Source organism: Janthinobacterium sp. 64 (assembly GCF_002813325.1).
Lineage (GTDB): Bacteria > Pseudomonadota > Gammaproteobacteria > Burkholderiales > Burkholderiaceae_D > Janthinobacterium.
Window position 1 is genome coordinate 755634 of the sequence record NZ_PHUG01000001.1, and the last position, 15400, is coordinate 771033.

Genomic DNA, 15400 nt, shown 5'->3' on the forward strand with positions numbered 1-15400 from the left:
CGGGCGGCCCGCATGAGCGCCACCCGCCATTCGTTTCTGTTTTCGTTTGCCGAGAAATACACGGTGCTGCTGCTGGGCATCATCGCCACCATGGTGCTGTCGCGTTTGCTGACGCCGGCCGAGGTGGGCGTGTATTCGCTGGGCGCCGTGCTGGTGGCGCTGGCGCAAGTGGTGCGCGATTTCGGCGTGGGGCAATACCTGATCCAGGAAAAGCAGCTCGATACCGTGAAATTGCGGGCCGCGCTGGCCACCAGCCTGCTTGTCGCCTGGCTGCTGGCCGGGTTGGTGCTGCTGGCCAGTGCGCCGCTCGCGCATTTCTATGGCGAACCGCGGCTGACCCTGGTGCTGCGTTTGCTGTCGATTAACTTCCTGCTGATCCCGTTCAGCGCCTTGACCTTGCCGATGCTGCGCCGGCAACTGCGCTTTCGCGCCATTTATGCCATCAACGGTGCCAATAGCGTGGTCAACCTGCTGGTGGCCGTGCTGCTGGCGCTGCAGGGCTACAGTTATATGAGCATGGTATGGGCGGCGCTGGCCGGTTCCTGCGCCTCGCTGCTGGTGAGCCTGCTGGTGCGGCCCCGCGAACTGCCGTGGCTGCCGGGACGGCGCGGCATCGGCGATATCGCCCGTTTTGGCGCGTACGCGACGGGTGGCGGCCTGGTTGACGAGGCGGGCGTGGCGGCGCCGGACCTGATCATCGGCAAGCTGATCGGCATTGAAAGCCTGGCCCTGTTCGGCAAGGCGCAAAGTGTACTCAATATCTTCAACCAGGCCATCACCAGCGCGATTTCTCCCGTGGTGTTTCCCCTGTTTGCGGCGCGCGCTCGCGAAGGTGGAGGACAAGGGGAAAAGGGCGGGGCGGAGCTCGTGTATTTGCGCACGATCAGCTACATGACGGCGCTGGCCTGGCCGTTTTTTCTCTTCCTCGCCTGCATGGCTTTGCCCCTGGTCAAGGTGTTGTATGGCACGCAATGGCTAGGATGTGTGCCCTTGATCCGCATCATGTGCCTGTCCTCGGCCGTGTATAGCATGTTCAGCATGGCCCGCTACCTGTTCGTGGCGACGGGGCAGCTGCATGCGCAGGTGCGGCTCGATGCTTGGGCGGGCGCAAGCAAAGTGGCGCTGCTGCTGGCTGCGGCGCCGTTCGGCCTGGTGGCCGTGGCCTGGGCCGTGGTGCTCAGCAATGTGCTGCGCAGCTGGCTGGTGTATGGCTGCCTGCGGCGCTTGAGCGCACTCGACTGGCGCACCTTGGCGCGGGCCGTGCGCAAAAGCCTGCTGCTGTGCGGTTTCAGCACCGTGGCGCCCGTCGCTGCGCTGCTGTGGCTACCTGTTGATACGCCGGCGCTGCTGGCGCTGACGGGCACGGCACTGGTCACCTTGCTGTGCTGGCTGGCCGGTCTGTTCCTGTTGAAACATGAACTGGCCGGCGAATTCTTGTTGTTACAACGCAAGCTGGCCGGCCGCTGGCTGGCAGTCAAATGCACGAAAGGATGACCATGCGTGTCGGTATCTTGTCCTACCCGATGCTGTTCCAGCGCGACGGCGGCTTGCAGATCCAGGTACGCGAAACCATTGCCGCGCTGAACCGGCTGCCCCAGCAAGCTGCGCGGCCCCTGGAAGTGCAGCTGGTCGACGCCAACCACCAGCGGCTGGCCGATTTCGACGTGCTGCACGTGTTTTCGGCGAGCAATGGCACCTACCGCATCATGGAAATGGCTAGCGATCAAGGCGTGCCCGTGGTGCTGTCGCCGCTGCTGTCGCCGGGCTGGGGCCGTGCCAGCGCCTGGCGCGCGCGGCTGGCCGACCGGCTGGCAGGGCGCCTGACGGAGTGGATGGTGCAAACGAGCTATGCGCAAACGCGGCGCGCCTTGCAGCTGGCCGACGTGGTGATCGCCCTGGGCGAGGCCGAGCGCGATGCCATCGTGCAAGGTTTCGGCATGGGGGCGGACGCCATTCGCGTCTTGCCGAACGGGATCAATCCGCATTTCTTCACGGCCAATGGCGACTTGTTCTTGCGTGAAACGGGCATTGCCGGGCCGTTCGTGCTGATGACGGGCAGCATTTCACCGTATAAAAACCAGCTGGGCCTGGCGCTGGCGCTGGCGGGGGCCGGCTTGCCCCTGGTGCTGATCGGCGCCGCGCCGCGCGAACAGCAGCCATATCTGCAGCAGTTGCTGGACTTGCCGCACGTCAGCTGGCTCGGCGCGCTCGAGCACACCGACCCGCTGCTGGCCAGCGCCTACCATGCGGCGGCCGTGGCGGCCCTGCCCAGCCAGGGCGAAGTGTTTCCGTTATCCGTGCTGGAAGCGCTGGCGGCCGGCACGCCCGTCGTCATGACGGCGCAAAGCGCGCTGGACTTGCCCGATTCCGCGTTCGCGCTGCGCAAGGTGGCCTGGGACGATGGCCCCGCGCAGCGCCAGGCCATCCTCGACTTGCTGGCGCTGCCGCCCGAGCGCGCCCGCGTGCAAGCGCTGGTGGAACGTTTTACGTGGGAGCGGGTGGCGGCGCAAATTGCCGATTGTTACTACCTGCTGCAGTCCTTGCCTGCCAGGAGGCAGCATGCTGTTTAATTCCTTCGCCTTCCTGTTCGGCTATCTGCCCATCGTGCTGGCCGGCTATTTTCTGCTGGACCGATTGACGTCCTCCGCCAGCTGGCGCCTGGCGCCAGCCTTGTGGCTGGCGCTCGCCTCGCTGTTCTTCTATGCCTGGTGGGACGTGCGCTACCTGCCGCTGCTGCTGGCGTCGATCTGCGTCAATTACGGCGCCGGCCGCCTGATCGGTGCGCGCGCGGGCGCGGCCCGCAAGCGCGCGCTGGTGGTAGCCCTGGCCTTGAACCTGGGCTTGCTTGCCTACTATAAATATGCGAATTTCTTCATCGACAGCGTCAACGCCGTCGCCGTGGCCGCCGGAGCTGGCGCTGGCAGCCTGCCGTGGACCGGCCTCGACATCATCCTGCCGATCGGCATCTCGTTTTTCACCTTCACGCAGATCGCCTTCCTCGTCGATTGCTACCGGGGCGAGGTGCGCGAATACCGCTTCATCCATTACGTGCTGTTCGTCAGTTACTTTCCGCACCTGATCGCCGGCCCCGTGCTGCATCACCGCGACATGATGCCGCAGTTCGCCGACCCGGCCAACGCCCACCCGCGCGCCGCCAATTTCGCCATCGGCCTGTCGATCTTTACCATCGGGCTGGCCAAAAAAGTGCTGATCGCCGACAACCTGTCGCCGCTGGCCATGCCCGTCTTCGCGGCCGGGGCCACGCCCACCCTGATCGAGGCGTGGATCGGCGTGCTGGCCTACACCTTCCAGCTGTATTTCGACTTTTCCGGCTATTCGGACATGGCCATCGGCCTGTCGCGCCTGTTCGGCGTGAAATTGCCGCTGAACTTCAATTCGCCGTACAAGGCGGCCAATATCGCGGAGTTCTGGCGCCGCTGGCACATGACCTTGTCGCGTTTCCTGCGCGATTACTTATATATTCCGCTGGGCGGCAGCCGCCATGGCGAAGCCATGCGCTACCGCAACCTGATGCTGACCATGCTGCTGGGCGGCTTGTGGCATGGCGCCGGCTGGACCTTCGTCATCTGGGGCGGCTTGCACGGCCTGTACCTGGTACTGCAGCAGGCGTGGCAGCGGGTGTTTGGCGCGGCGCCGGGGTACTGCTGGCTGCGCTGGTGGCCCGCTTGGTGGGCCACCTTGCTGACTTTTCTTGCCGTGATGCTGGCCTGGGTCTTCTTCCGCGCACCCGACGTGGCCACGGCCTGGGACATTACCGGCGCGCTGGTGGGCGCGAATGGCGTGAGCTTGCCGCGCGGCCTGGCCAGCCATGCGGCCAGCCTGGCGCAGTGGGGCTTGCATCCGGCCTTCGACGGCATCCGCTGGATCGAACTGGCTGGTCCCGGCTTGCCCGTGCTGCTGGGCGCCATGTTGCTGGCGTTCAAGGCGCCCAACACGCAAGAAATATTCTTTCTCTACGAGCCTGCCATTGAAAGAATATTTCAACCTTCAGGGCGCTGGGCCTTCAGCTGGCGCCCCACGCGCCGCTGGAGCGTGGGCTTTGCCGCGCTGTTCGTCGCCTGCATCTTCGGCATGAACCGGGTCACCGAATTTCTCTATTTCCAGTTCTGAGCATGGACACTGCCGGCCGCCGCTATCTTGTCTGCTTCCTCGCCTGCGTCGGCCTGGCGCTCGGCGCCGTCTCGCTGTTGAACTATCAGGTCGATCCCTACCTGCTGCACCAGTGGGACAGTCCCTTGCTGCAGCGTCCGCGCCAGCTGAACGAAAAGCTCGGCGCCTGGGCCAAGACCTATGCCGTGGCGCGCTACCGGCCGGCCATCATCTACATCGGCAATTCGCGCACGGAAATGGGCTTGCCGACGAGGGTGCGTGCCTTGTTCGACGGCAAGAAGATCTTCAACAGCGCCGTCTCCGGCGCCTCGATCGGCGACGCCATCCGCCTGGCCGAGCATGCGGCCAGGGTCAGTCGCGTCGAGACCATGGTGTGGGGCATCGACGCGCCCACTTTTTCCCTGGACATGGGCGCGGCGCGCGTGGAAGACAGCCTGACGGGCGCCCGGCACGGCTTTTTCATCCAGCGCGCCCTGGTCAACCTGAAGCGCGGCCTCACCCTGGACATGACGCAGGACAGCGTGCGCATCCTGACAGGCCATGCAGGCGATACTTGCCGCTCCAACCTGGCCGTGTACGGGCAGCGCGACGAGACGTGCACCCTCAAGGGCATCAAGCACTGGCTCGGTACCAAGGACGCCATTCCCGTGCGGTTGCAGGAATTCGGCGCTGGCCTGGGGCCGACACCGGCCTCGACACCGGCGCTCGACGCCAGCATCGGCAAGCTGTGCCGGAGCGCCACGCGCCTGCGCCTGTACATCAACCCCACGCACGCGCTGACCTTGTACGCGCTGCACTGGCGCGGCAAGTGGGATGCCATGCAGGCCTGGCAGCGGGGACTGGTGCAGGTCATCGAACGCCACCGCGCGCAGGGCTGCGACGTGCGGCTGCATGATTTTTCCGGCTTTAACAGCATCACGAGCGAAGCGACCCCGCTCGTCAGCGGCAAGCCCGACATGCATTATTACTGGGAGGTGTCGCATTACCGGGACAATGTGGGCCGCTTGATCCTGGCGCGCCTGTTTGGTGGCGACACGCCGGCGCCGGCCGATTTTGGCGTGGAGCTGACGCCGGCCAACATCGACGCCCACCAGGCGGCCACGCGCGCCGCGCGCGAGCGCTATCGCGTGGAACATGCGCGTGAAGCGGCCTATGCGCAGCGGGTGCTGGACGGGCCGTTGATCCGGCGATGATGCAAAGCCACACAAATACGCCATTTTTCACCTTCCAATGCTGACCATGGATACCACCGCCCGCCGCTACCTCGCCATCTTCCTTGCCTGCGTACTGGCCGCGCTGGCCCTCGTTTCGGCCGTGAATTACCACGTCGATCCGTACTTGCTGCACCAGTGGGACAGCCCGCTGCTGCAGCGATTGCGCCCGACGACCGAAAAACTCAGCGTGTGGAGCAAGACGTATGCCGTGGCGCGCTACCGGCCCGCCGTCGTGTATATCGGCAACTCGCGCACGGAAATGGGCTTGCCGGCGAACAGTGCGCGCACTCTATTTGAAGGCAAGAGCGTCTTCAACAGCGCCGTCTCGGGCGCCTCCATCGGCGAAGCCGTGCGCCTGGCCGAGCACGCGGCCAGGGTCAGCCATGTCGACACCATGGTGTGGGGCATCGACGCCCCCTCGTTCTCGCTGGAACTGGGCTCGGCCGGCGTGGAACCGGGCTTGACGGCCGGCGGCCCCGCGTTCTTCGCGCGGCGCGCCTTGCTCAATATCAAGCGCGGCCTGACTGTCGACATGACGCGCGACACCTGGCGCATCCTCAACGGCAGCTATGACGGCGTCTGCCTGTCCAGCCTGGCCTTGCACGGCCAGCGCGACGAGTCCTGCCTCACCAGCCGCAACCGTACCTGGACCGGCACGGCGCGCGCCTTCACGCCGCGTCTGCAGGAATTTGGTGACGGCCTGGGGCCGACCGAACCTGCGCTGCGCGCCTTCGACGCGAGTGTCGGCAAACTGTGCCGGGGCGGCACGCGCTTGCGCCTGTACATCAATCCCACGCATGCGCTCACGCTCGACGCCCTATACTGGCGCGGCAAGTGGGACGCCATGGAAGCATGGCAGCGCGACCTGGTGCAGATGGCCGGGCGCTACCGGCGCCAGGGCTGCGACGTGCGCCTGGTGGATTTTTCAGGCTTCAACAGCATCACCAGCGAAGCTATCCCGCAAGTGACGGGCGCGCCCGACATGCGTTATTACTGGGAAGCATCGCACTACCGCGACAATGTGGGCCGCTTCATCCTGGCGCGCCTGTTCGGCGGCCCGGTGGCGGTGCCGGCGGACTTCGGCGTCGAGCTGACGGAAACGGGCATTGCGGCTCACCAGGCGGCCACGCGCGCCGCGCGCGAGCGCTACCACGTGCAGCACGCCGATGAAACGGCGTATCTGCGCCACGTGCTGACCTTGCCCCGCGAACCCAAATAGGGGGCGGCAAGCGCCAGGCGTACGCCGTGGGGCAGGGCGCTTGCGCTATGATGCTGTTTTGCCATTCAGCAAGTTCCAGAACTCACCATGAAAATCGCCTTCTTTGCCAGCCAGCCCTACGACCGCCGTTTCTTCGATGAAGCCTTGCCATCCCAACCCGAGCCGGACAGCATCGAACTGGTTTACCACAGCGCCTTGCTGAGCCAGGAAACCGCGATCCTGGCGCAAGGCGCCGAGGCTGTCTGCGTGTTCGTCAACGACGTGCTCGACGCGCCCGTGCTGGAAGCCCTGCACGGCTATGGCGTGCGCGCCATCTTGCTGCGCTGCGCCGGCTACAACAACCTCGACCTGGAAGCGGCCAAGCGCCTGGGCTTTTTTGTCGCCCGCGTGCCTGCCTACTCGCCGGAAGCCGTGGCCGAATACACGCTGGCCCTGGTGCAAACGCTGAACCGCCACACGCACCGCGCATATGCCCGCGTGCGCGAAGGCAATTTTTCGCTCGATGGCTTGCTGGGCTCCACCTTGCACGGCAAGACGGTGGGCATCGTCGGCACGGGCAAGATCGGCCTGGCCACGGCGCGCATTTTTAAAGGTTTCGGCTGCACGGTGCTGGGCCATGACCCGTATCCTGCGCCCGCGTTCGCGCAACTGGGCACGATGGTGGAACTGCCGCAACTGCTGGCCGAGTCCGATATCGTCTCGCTGCATTGCCCCCTGATGGACAGCACGCGCCACATGATCAGCGAAGCCACCTTGCCGCTGATGAAGACGGGCGCCATGCTGGTGAACACTTCGCGTGGCGGCCTGATCGACACGGGCGCCGTCATCGAAGCGCTCAAATCGCGCCAGCTGGGTTCCCTGGCCATCGATGTGTACGAGCAGGAAAGCAATCTGTTCTTCCAGGACCGCTCGTCCGACATCATCGACGACGACATCTTCCAGCGCCTGATGACCTTCCCGAACGTGCTCGTGACGGGCCACCAGGGCTTCTTCACCATCGAAGCACTGCGCGAGATCGCCGCCATCACCTATCACAACCTGCAATGCTTCCTGCTGGGCAAAGCGTGTGAAAACAGCGTATTAGCTGGCTGACGCCGGTTTTCTGGGCTTGGGCGGCGGCTTGGGTTTCGGCAGCGGCAAGGCGTCCGCCGTGCGCCGCGCCAGCTGACTGAGCCACTCACGCTCGTCCCACAGGCCGCCATCGATGAGGAAATACGGCTTGGCTTGCGGATAGGGCGGCGCCTCCTGCGGCGTGCTCATCGTACTGATCCAGGCGCGGCCCGCGTCCGTCGGCTTGATGAACAGCTGGTCGTCGGCGACGATGGCGAACATCTTGCCGTCGCAATACAGGCCATATTCGCCAAACATTTTTTTCGCATTGATGCTGCCCGCGCCCGCCAGTTGATCGAGTAAAAAATCCACCGTGCCTTGCTGTGATGCCATGTTGTCCTCCGTTTGAAACAGCAGTGTAGCGCACTGGTCAGGAGTCGCCGGCAAGGCTACACTACATCTATTGATTTTTTTGCATGACGTATTTTCTTATGACACCCGAGCCTATTATTCACCGCGGCATCAGCATCGCCACCCTGGCCGCCGGCCAGTCCATCGAAACCCATTGTGCGCCGGGCCAGACCGCCATCCGCGAGCAGGCCGATGGCTGGTGGCTGTACTTTGTCGACGAAGACGGCAAGGTCGACAGCTATGACAGCCCGTTCGCCAGCCACGCCGAGGCGCTGTGGGCGGCCAAGGCCGCAGCCGAGTTCAGCGCGCAATGAAGGCCGGTCCATGGGCCTTCCTGGGCTTGCCGCAAGCGCCCGTGCCGGAAGAAGAAAGCGCGGACTACGGCGCCTGCCGCGCCGAACTGCACGGCAAGCGGCTGGTCTTGCGCGTGGCCAAAACCACGCCGACGAAAACCGGCCAGTTCGTCACCGTCTGGAAGCGTCCCCATCCCGATGCCGAGATCGCCCCGCTCGATGAAGCGGACCCCGTCGATATCGTCATCATCGCAGTGGACGACGGCGCGCGGCACGGCTTTTTCATTTTTCCGCGCAGCGTGCTGCTCGAACGCGGCGTGATGTCGCGCGCGGGCAGCGGCGGCAAGCGCGCGCTGCGCGTGTATCCGCCGTGGTGCCTGCCAGAATCTACCCAGGCCCTGCGCACGCAACGCTGGCAGGTGGAGTGGTTTGTGGCGGCGGGGGATCAGCAAGGGCTGGATAGATTGTTTTATTGAGGAAACAAATGATTTGTATGAAAATTGATAAGTCTGTGTTGATGTTGTGTCTGGGCGTAGCGCTCTGGCCGCTGGCGGTGGTCGCGGCGCCGCCCGATCCGGGCGCCGACGCGTGGCGCGCGCAATTCGCGCGCGAAGTCGATCATCGGCTGGAGGTGCCAGCGGCCGACCAGGCGCGCTATGTGGCGCTGTTGAAACAAGCGCTGGCCGATGCCAATGTCACCGATACGTCAGCACAGACTTTGCTGCTGGTGGATCGCAGCCCGCAAGTACAGGCCGCCTTTGTGATCTTGCATACAGAGCAAGATGCATGGTCGTTCATCGGTGCCACGGCCGTCTCGACGGGCAAGGTGGGAAGCTATAATCATTTCTTGACGCCGTTGGGAGTGTTTCCACATACCTTGGAAAATCCCGACTTTCGCTCCGAAGGCACGCTCAACGACAATCACATTCGTGGCTATGGACGGCGCGGCATGCGCGTCTTCGATTTCGGTTGGCAACAGGCACAGCGCGGCTGGGGTACGGGCGCCATCAGCCAGATGCGCTTGCAAATGCACGCTACCGATCCGGATGTGCTGGAAGCTCGCTTGGGCAATGTTGCTTCTGAGGGCTGCATCCGCATTCCAGCCACATTGAATGTTTTTCTCGATTCACACGGTTTGCTCGATGCAGTCTATGAACAAGCCGTCAAGGACGGCCGCCATTTGTGGGTGCTCAAAGCGGATCGCGATATCATTGAATGGCCGGGGCAGTATATGGTCATCGTCGATTCGCTGACGGAAGTGCGGCCTGCATGGTCGCCCGCGCCCAAACCTTAATGCCGCAATCACGACCAGGACCTACTTAGCCACTACACGCTGCCTCTCAGGAAAAGGATGAATGCCATGTCGGAGCCGCAGGGTAGTGAAGGGCTGACAGCCGCGCAGGCTGCGCAGCGCTTGCTGGAAAACGGGCCGAATGCCTTGCCCGCCTCGCGTCCCTTGAGTGCCGGGCGCCTGCTGCTCGATGTCGTCTCCGAACCGATGTTTTTGCTGCTGGTCTCCTGCGGCGTCATCTACCTGCTGCTGGGCGACCGCAATGAAGCGCTGATGCTGCTGGGCTTTGTTTGCATCGTCATGGGCATCACTTTTTTTCAGCGCAGGCGCACGGAACGCTCGCTGAACGCCCTAAGCGACCTGTCCTGTCCGCGCGCCCTGGTGATACGCGACGGGAAACAGCAGCGCATCGCTGGCAGGGAGCTGGTGCTGGGCGACCTGGTGCTGCTGGCCGAGGGCGACCGCGTGCCCGCCGATATGGAACTGCTCAGTGCATCGAATTTGACGGCCGACGAGTCCATGCTCACGGGTGAGTCCGTGCCGGTCATCAAGCATGGCTGCGGCGAGACTGGCGGCAGTCCGGACAGCCTGGTGTATTCCGGCACCCTGATCACGCAAGGCACGGCCAGCGGCCTGGTGGTCGCCACCGGCCCGCACAGCGCGCTCGGCCGCATCGGCGCCTCGCTGGCCACCATGGGGAGCGAGCTGACGCCGATTCAATCGGAAACGCGGCGCGTCGTCAGGCATGTCGCCATCGGCGGCTTGTGTCTCGCCGCCGGCCTGGCATTGGCTTACTGGTGGCTGCGCGGCGACGCCTTGCAAGGACTGCTGGCAGGTCTCACGCTGGCCATGGCGATCCTGCCTGAAGAATTGCCGGTGATACTGACGCTTTTCCTTGGTTTGGGCGCCTGGCGTCTGGGGCGCGAAAGCATCCTGGCGCGCAGCATACCCGCAATCGAATTGCTCGGTGCGACGACGGTGCTGTGCGTGGACAAGACGGGTACGCTGACGGCCAACCGCATGGACGTGGCCCGGCTGTGCTCGGAGACCTCCGCCCATGATTGTCAGGGCACTCCTGCCGCTGCCTTGCAGGAAGAGCTGCACGGCTTGCTCGAATATGCCGTCCTGGCAAGCCATCGTCGGGCGTTTGATCCGATGGAGTCGGCCATCGGCCAGACCGGCGCCCGCTTGCTGGCCAATACGGAGCACCTGCATGCCGACTGGCAGCTGATCGACGATTATCCGCTGTCGCGGCAGATGCTGGCCATGTCGCGGGTGTGGCAATCGCCGGACCGTTCCGAGTTCCTGGTGGCGGCGAAGGGTGCGCCCGAGGCCATCATCGATCTGTGCCATCTGGCGCCCGAGCGTGCCTCCGCCATCGTGGCCCAGGTGCAGGCCATGGCGAACGACGGTTTGCGCGTGATCGGCGTCGCCCGCGCCACGTTTGCCGCACCGCCCCTGCCTGACAACCAGCACGTCTTTGATTTTGAGTTCCTGGGCCTGCTTGGCTTGCATGACCCGGTACGCCCGGAAGTGCCCGATGCGGTGGCGCAATGTCACGCGGCGGGCATCCGCGTGGTGATGATCACGGGCGACCATCCCGCCACGGCACTGGCGATTGCGCGGCAGGCCGGTATCGCCGGCGTGGCCAGCGGTGTGATGTCCGGCATGGACCTGGCCGCGCTGGACGACACAGCACTGCAGGCGCGCCTGGCCGATACCGACGTCTTTTGCCGCATCGCGCCGGAACAGAAGTTGCGCCTGGTGCAAGCTTTCCGTAGCCGTGGCGATATCGTCGCCATGACCGGCGACGGCGTCAACGACGCGCCCGCATTGAAGGCGGCCAACATCGGCGTGGCCATGGGCGCCCGTGGCACCGACGTCGCGCGCGAGGCGGCAGCGCTGGTCTTGCTCAAGGATGATTTTTCTTCGTTATTGTTGGCGGTGCAGCATGGCCGCCGCCTGTTTGCCAATCTGCGCAAGGCCATCGTCTTCATCGTCGCGGTGCATGTACCCATCGTTGGCCTGTCCATCCTGCCCGTGCTGCTGGGCTGGCCCATGCTCCTGATGCCCGTGCACATACTGTTTTTGCAAATGGTGATCGACCCCGCCTGCTCGATCGTGTTCGAGGCCGAGCCGATCGAAGCCGATGCCATGACGAGCAAACCCAGGAGGCCGGACATGCATCTGTTCGACCGTGAAATACTGCTGCGCGGCTTGCTGCAGGGGGCAGGGCTGTTGGCCATGCTGGTCGGCTTCCACGTGCTGGTGCGCTGGGCCGGCCATTCCGACGAAGTGGCGCGCACGACGACCTTCCTCAGCCTGGTGCTGTCGAACCTGGGACTGATCTATGTCAACCGCCAATGGACCCAGCCGTCATGGCGGAGGGGGATCAAGTCGAACCGGGCGTTCGCCTGGATCAGCCTGGCGGCCTCGCTGTTGCTGCTGCTGGTGCTGGGCGTGGCGCCTGTCCGCGAATTGTTTGCCTTCGCGCTGCCGGACATGGCGCTGCTGCTGCAGTGCGCATTCGTCGCCGTGCTCGGCATCGTCTGGTTCGAGTGCGTCAAGTGGGGGCTATCGACATGGCGATGGCCGCGCGGCCGCGCAGTGATGCGCGGCCATTGAGCTCAGACCGTCTTGCCGTCGATGAGCAGAATTTCTTCGAGCAAGCTGCCGTGACGCAGGACGAACAGTACATCCATGCCGCGTTTCCTGGCCAGCGCGACACCGTCCACCTCGCCCAGGACCATGAACGCCGTGGCCCAGGCGTCGGCCAGCATACAGCTGGGGGACAGCACGCTCACGGCGGCGAGACGGTTCGCTACCGGTTGGTGCAAGGCCGGATGCATGGTGTGCGCATGGCGCGTGCCGTCGATCTCGACCCAGCGGCGATAGTCGCCCGAGGTGGCGATGGCCACGTCGTGCAATTCCATCACCCCACCGACTTCACGCATGCCATGGGTCGGCTTTTCTATCGCCACGCTCCAGGCCTGGCCATCGGGTCTGGTCGAGCGCGCCCGCATTTCACCGTCGATGCCGACCAGGTAGCTGGCGATGGACCAGCCATCGAGGCAATGCGCCAGCTGGTCGACGCCAAAACCCTTGGCGATGCCCGACAGGTCGAGCGTCAGCGGCGCGCGCTTGCGCACCTGCAGAGCATCCAGATCCACGTCCAATGCCTCGGTGGCGGGGCAGTAGGTTTTGCCATGCCGGGCCGCGACCTGCGGCGATGGCGCGCATTGCGACGGACCGAATCCCCAGTCCTCCACCAGCTGGCCAACCGCCATGTCGAAGGCGCCGCCCGATTCGCCGCTGACCTGCAGCCCCGCAGCGAGCACCTGCGCCAGCTCCCGCGGCACAGCAAGCCAGGTGTTTTCCGGCGCCGCGTTCAGGCGGCACAGGTCCGAGGCGACATTCCAGGTCGACATCTGCCGGTCGACCCTGTCGACGGCGGCAAACAGGCTGGCGCCGATGGCGGCCAGGTCCGCTTGTCCGCCCGCATAGAATACGGCCGTATAGCGGCTGCCCATGGTTTCGCCATTCAGGCTGTAGCGCCGCAGCGCGGGTTCAGAAGACGTCTTCACGATACCTTCCTTTTTCCCTCAGCGCCGCTACATCGAGCTTGAGCGGTGCGAGTATCTGGTCCATGGCCTGTCTGACGCTGGCGGCCATGGCGCGGCTGCCGCAGACGAGCACCTGGCCATCGTCGGCGATCAGGCGGCGCATATTGTCGGCATCCTCCATCAGCCGGGTCTGCACGTGGACGCCATTCGTGACTCTTGAGAAGGCTGTGTGCAGCTGCGTCAGCCGGCGGTCGGCCAGATAGTTGCGCAGTTCGGGCTCATACAGGAAATCGGAGTCGGGATGGCGCCCGCCCCAGTACAGGTACATCGGATATTGGCCCGTATTGTTGCGGATGAAACCGGCCAGTGGCCCGATCCCGGTACCGGCACCGATCAGGATGACGGGCGCCTTGCCCAGGGCCGGACGAAATTGCGGATTGGGCTGGATAAAGGCTTCGATGCGGTCCCCCGGCAGCAAGTTGTGCAGGTAGCTTGAACACACGCCCCCGGGCTGCTTGCGCACGCAAATTTCCAGCACGCCGTCACCCGATCCGCTCGCCAGCGAATAAAAGCGCGGCATGGAACTGCCGGGCGCCATGACACCAGCGAGGTCGCCGGCCTCGAAGCGGGGCAGTCGGTGGGAGGTGAGCCGGCTTTTCAGCCAACCGGCGCTGGCCGGCGGCGGGGCGGCGACAAAGCGCAGCACCACGGTGGGATCGTGCTCCTCCTCGCCGTAGGCGATGCGCTCGCGTAACTGCAGCGCATGCGTGTGCGGATGTGGCGGCGCATAGTCGAGTACGAGCTCGTGGCCCAGCAGCGCGCCGACCTGGCTCCCCCAGCGCGCGAATTCCTGCGGCGACTGGCGGTCGATCAGGGCCAGTTCCAGCGACCGGCGCCATCCGCGCGCCGCCATCGCCGCATCGACCTCCTGTGCGAACTGGCAGAACGTGGGGAACTGGCGGTCGCCGAAACCGAGTACAGCGTAACTTGCCGCCTGGTTGGGGGCAACGCTGGCCAAATTGGCCAGAAAGTGCGTGGCGCAGGCGGGTGCATCGCCATCGCCATACGTCGCCGTCAGGATGAACAACTGGCGCGCGGCGTTGTGGCGCGACGAGAACTGGTTCATCGGCGCCGTGTGCACGCGTTGTCCAGCCTGTCGCAAGGCATCGTGCAGCGCGCGGGCAAAGCCCCAGGTACTGTTGTTTTCGCTCCCCACCAGGATCACGCTGTCGGCCGAAGCCGGGGCCGAGTTGTTGGCGATGCGCGGTTTGGCGCGCTGCCGCTGCCACCATACGGCGATGCCCGTCACCGCCAGCCAGGGCGCGCCGAGCGCACTCAGGCCGAGTGCCAGGCCCAGCCACCACAGGCCTTCGCCCGTATGCAACTGGTAGATCAGTTCAAAGGCTTCCCGGACATTGCTGTGCGCACGGAAGGCCAGCAGCGCGCCGCTGGACTGGTCGACATAGGCGTCGCCTTGCCGGGTGCGCAAGGTATAGACGGCGCTGCTGTCACCGGCAAGCGGAAAGGACAGCTCGCGCAGATCGACCAGTCTGGTGGCCAGCAAGGCTGGCAAGCGGGCAGCAGGCAGCGGGGTTCCGCCGGAGGTGGTGGCGGGGATATCGGGTTCGTCCTGGCTGCCATCGGAAATGAAGCTGAAGGTCGCCGCCGACATGTAGCTGCCGGTCACTGCGGACAACAGCAGGCCGGCGACAGCAAAGCGGGCCACCGCGGCGTGCCAGCGCTGGCTGCGGTTGCCATGCAGTGGACGTGCCAGCTGGCGCCAGCCGCCCACCCGCTTGAGCAGCAGGAAAATCCCGGAGCTTGAGACCAGCAGCATCAGCAGGGCGGTGATGCCGACCGCGGCGCTGCCTGGCGTGTCGAGGAATAATGACCTGTGCAACTCCTTGAACCAGCGCGCGTATGCCGGCGGCGCATAGGGCGCGATCGCCATGCCGCTGGACGGGTCGACCCGGTCGACGCCCGAGACGTCGCCGGCGCTGTAGTAGACGATGATGGTTCCGGAGGCCGTGCGCTGGATCTGCTCGGCTCCCGGATAGTGGCGCGCCACCCGGCCCGCGAGTTCGGCAACGCTGACGCCCGCCGGCACGCTGGTTGCCAGCCGCTCGAGCGCGGGGTTGATCGACAACACGGCGCCCGTCAAACCGATGAGCATGACCAGCAGTGCGCTGATCAGGCCAGCGAGCGAATGTATCTGTCGTAACATGCGT

General features: G+C 65.0%; 13 protein-coding genes. 10 read left to right on the forward strand and 3 right to left on the reverse strand.

What is annotated here, in order from left to right; translation table 11 throughout:
• Window positions 1-12: 12 nt before the first annotated feature.
• The 6 genes from CLU91_RS03230 to CLU91_RS03255 all read left to right on the forward strand — a co-directional run bounded on the left by CLU91_RS03230 (window position 13) and on the right by CLU91_RS03255 (window position 7656).
• Entirely contained in the window at window positions 13-1494 is a 1482-nt protein-coding gene (locus CLU91_RS03230; protein WP_100872963.1) for a lipopolysaccharide biosynthesis protein, read from the forward strand.
• Window positions 1495-1496: 2 nt separating this feature from the next.
• Entirely contained in the window at window positions 1497-2570 is a 1074-nt protein-coding gene (locus CLU91_RS03235) for a glycosyltransferase family 4 protein (protein WP_232730605.1), read from the forward strand.
• Entirely contained in the window at window positions 2560-4131 is a 1572-nt protein-coding gene (locus tag CLU91_RS03240) for an MBOAT family O-acyltransferase (protein ID WP_100872965.1), read from the forward strand. The genes CLU91_RS03235 and CLU91_RS03240 overlap by 11 nt, the downstream gene beginning before the upstream one ends.
• A 2-nt stretch (window positions 4132-4133) precedes the next feature.
• Window positions 4134-5324 carry a hypothetical protein gene (locus tag CLU91_RS03245; protein WP_100872966.1) on the forward strand — a complete coding sequence of 397 codons (1191 nt, stop codon included), beginning with the start codon at window positions 4134-4136 and terminating at the stop codon, window positions 5322-5324.
• A gap of 46 nt (window positions 5325-5370) precedes the next feature.
• Window positions 5371-6564: a hypothetical protein gene (locus CLU91_RS03250; protein ID WP_100876555.1), complete on the forward strand. Its 1194-nt coding sequence runs from the start codon at window positions 5371-5373 to the stop codon at window positions 6562-6564.
• Window positions 6565-6651: 87 nt separating this feature from the next.
• Entirely contained in the window at window positions 6652-7656 is a 1005-nt protein-coding gene (locus CLU91_RS03255) for a 2-hydroxyacid dehydrogenase (RefSeq protein ID WP_100872967.1), read from the forward strand.
• Here the strand turns inward: CLU91_RS03255 and CLU91_RS03260 are convergent.
• Window positions 7645-8007 carry a TfoX/Sxy family protein gene (locus tag CLU91_RS03260; protein WP_099763856.1) on the reverse strand — a complete coding sequence of 121 codons (363 nt, stop codon included), beginning with the start codon at window positions 8005-8007 and terminating at the stop codon, window positions 7645-7647. The two genes, CLU91_RS03255 and CLU91_RS03260, sit on opposite strands and share 12 nt — an antisense overlap.
• An 83-nt stretch (window positions 8008-8090) precedes the next feature.
• Between CLU91_RS03260 and CLU91_RS03265 the strand changes: the two genes are divergently transcribed.
• Genes CLU91_RS03265 through CLU91_RS03280 form a run of 4 tightly spaced genes read left to right on the forward strand, consistent with a single transcriptional unit; the run spans window position 8091 to window position 12234 of the window.
• The gene (locus CLU91_RS03265) at window positions 8091-8339 is read left to right on the forward strand and encodes a hypothetical protein (protein WP_232730606.1); all 249 of its coding nucleotides are present in this window, start codon (window positions 8091-8093) and stop codon (window positions 8337-8339) included.
• Window positions 8336-8794 carry a MepB family protein gene (locus CLU91_RS03270; RefSeq protein ID WP_100872969.1) on the forward strand — a complete coding sequence of 153 codons (459 nt, stop codon included), beginning with the start codon at window positions 8336-8338 and terminating at the stop codon, window positions 8792-8794. Before CLU91_RS03265 ends, CLU91_RS03270 begins: the two co-directional genes overlap by 4 nt.
• 17 nt (window positions 8795-8811) lie before the next feature.
• Window positions 8812-9612: a L,D-transpeptidase gene (locus tag CLU91_RS03275; RefSeq protein ID WP_157814567.1), complete on the forward strand. Its 801-nt coding sequence runs from the start codon at window positions 8812-8814 to the stop codon at window positions 9610-9612.
• A 57-nt stretch (window positions 9613-9669) separates the two neighbouring features.
• Complete coding sequence (locus CLU91_RS03280) at window positions 9670-12234, forward strand: cation-translocating P-type ATPase (protein ID WP_198521232.1); 2565 nt, start codon at window positions 9670-9672, stop codon at window positions 12232-12234.
• A gap of 2 nt (window positions 12235-12236) precedes the next feature.
• Here CLU91_RS03280 and CLU91_RS03285 read toward each other — a convergent pair whose 3' ends face one another.
• Window positions 12237-13193 carry an FAD:protein FMN transferase gene (locus tag CLU91_RS03285; RefSeq protein ID WP_198521233.1) on the reverse strand — a complete coding sequence of 319 codons (957 nt, stop codon included), beginning with the start codon at window positions 13191-13193 and terminating at the stop codon, window positions 12237-12239.
• On the reverse strand, window positions 13177-15396 hold the full coding sequence (locus CLU91_RS03290; RefSeq protein ID WP_100872971.1) for a PepSY domain-containing protein: 2220 nt from the start codon (window positions 15394-15396) through the stop codon (window positions 13177-13179). The genes CLU91_RS03285 and CLU91_RS03290 overlap by 17 nt, the downstream gene beginning before the upstream one ends.
• Window positions 15397-15400 lie beyond the last annotated feature (4 nt).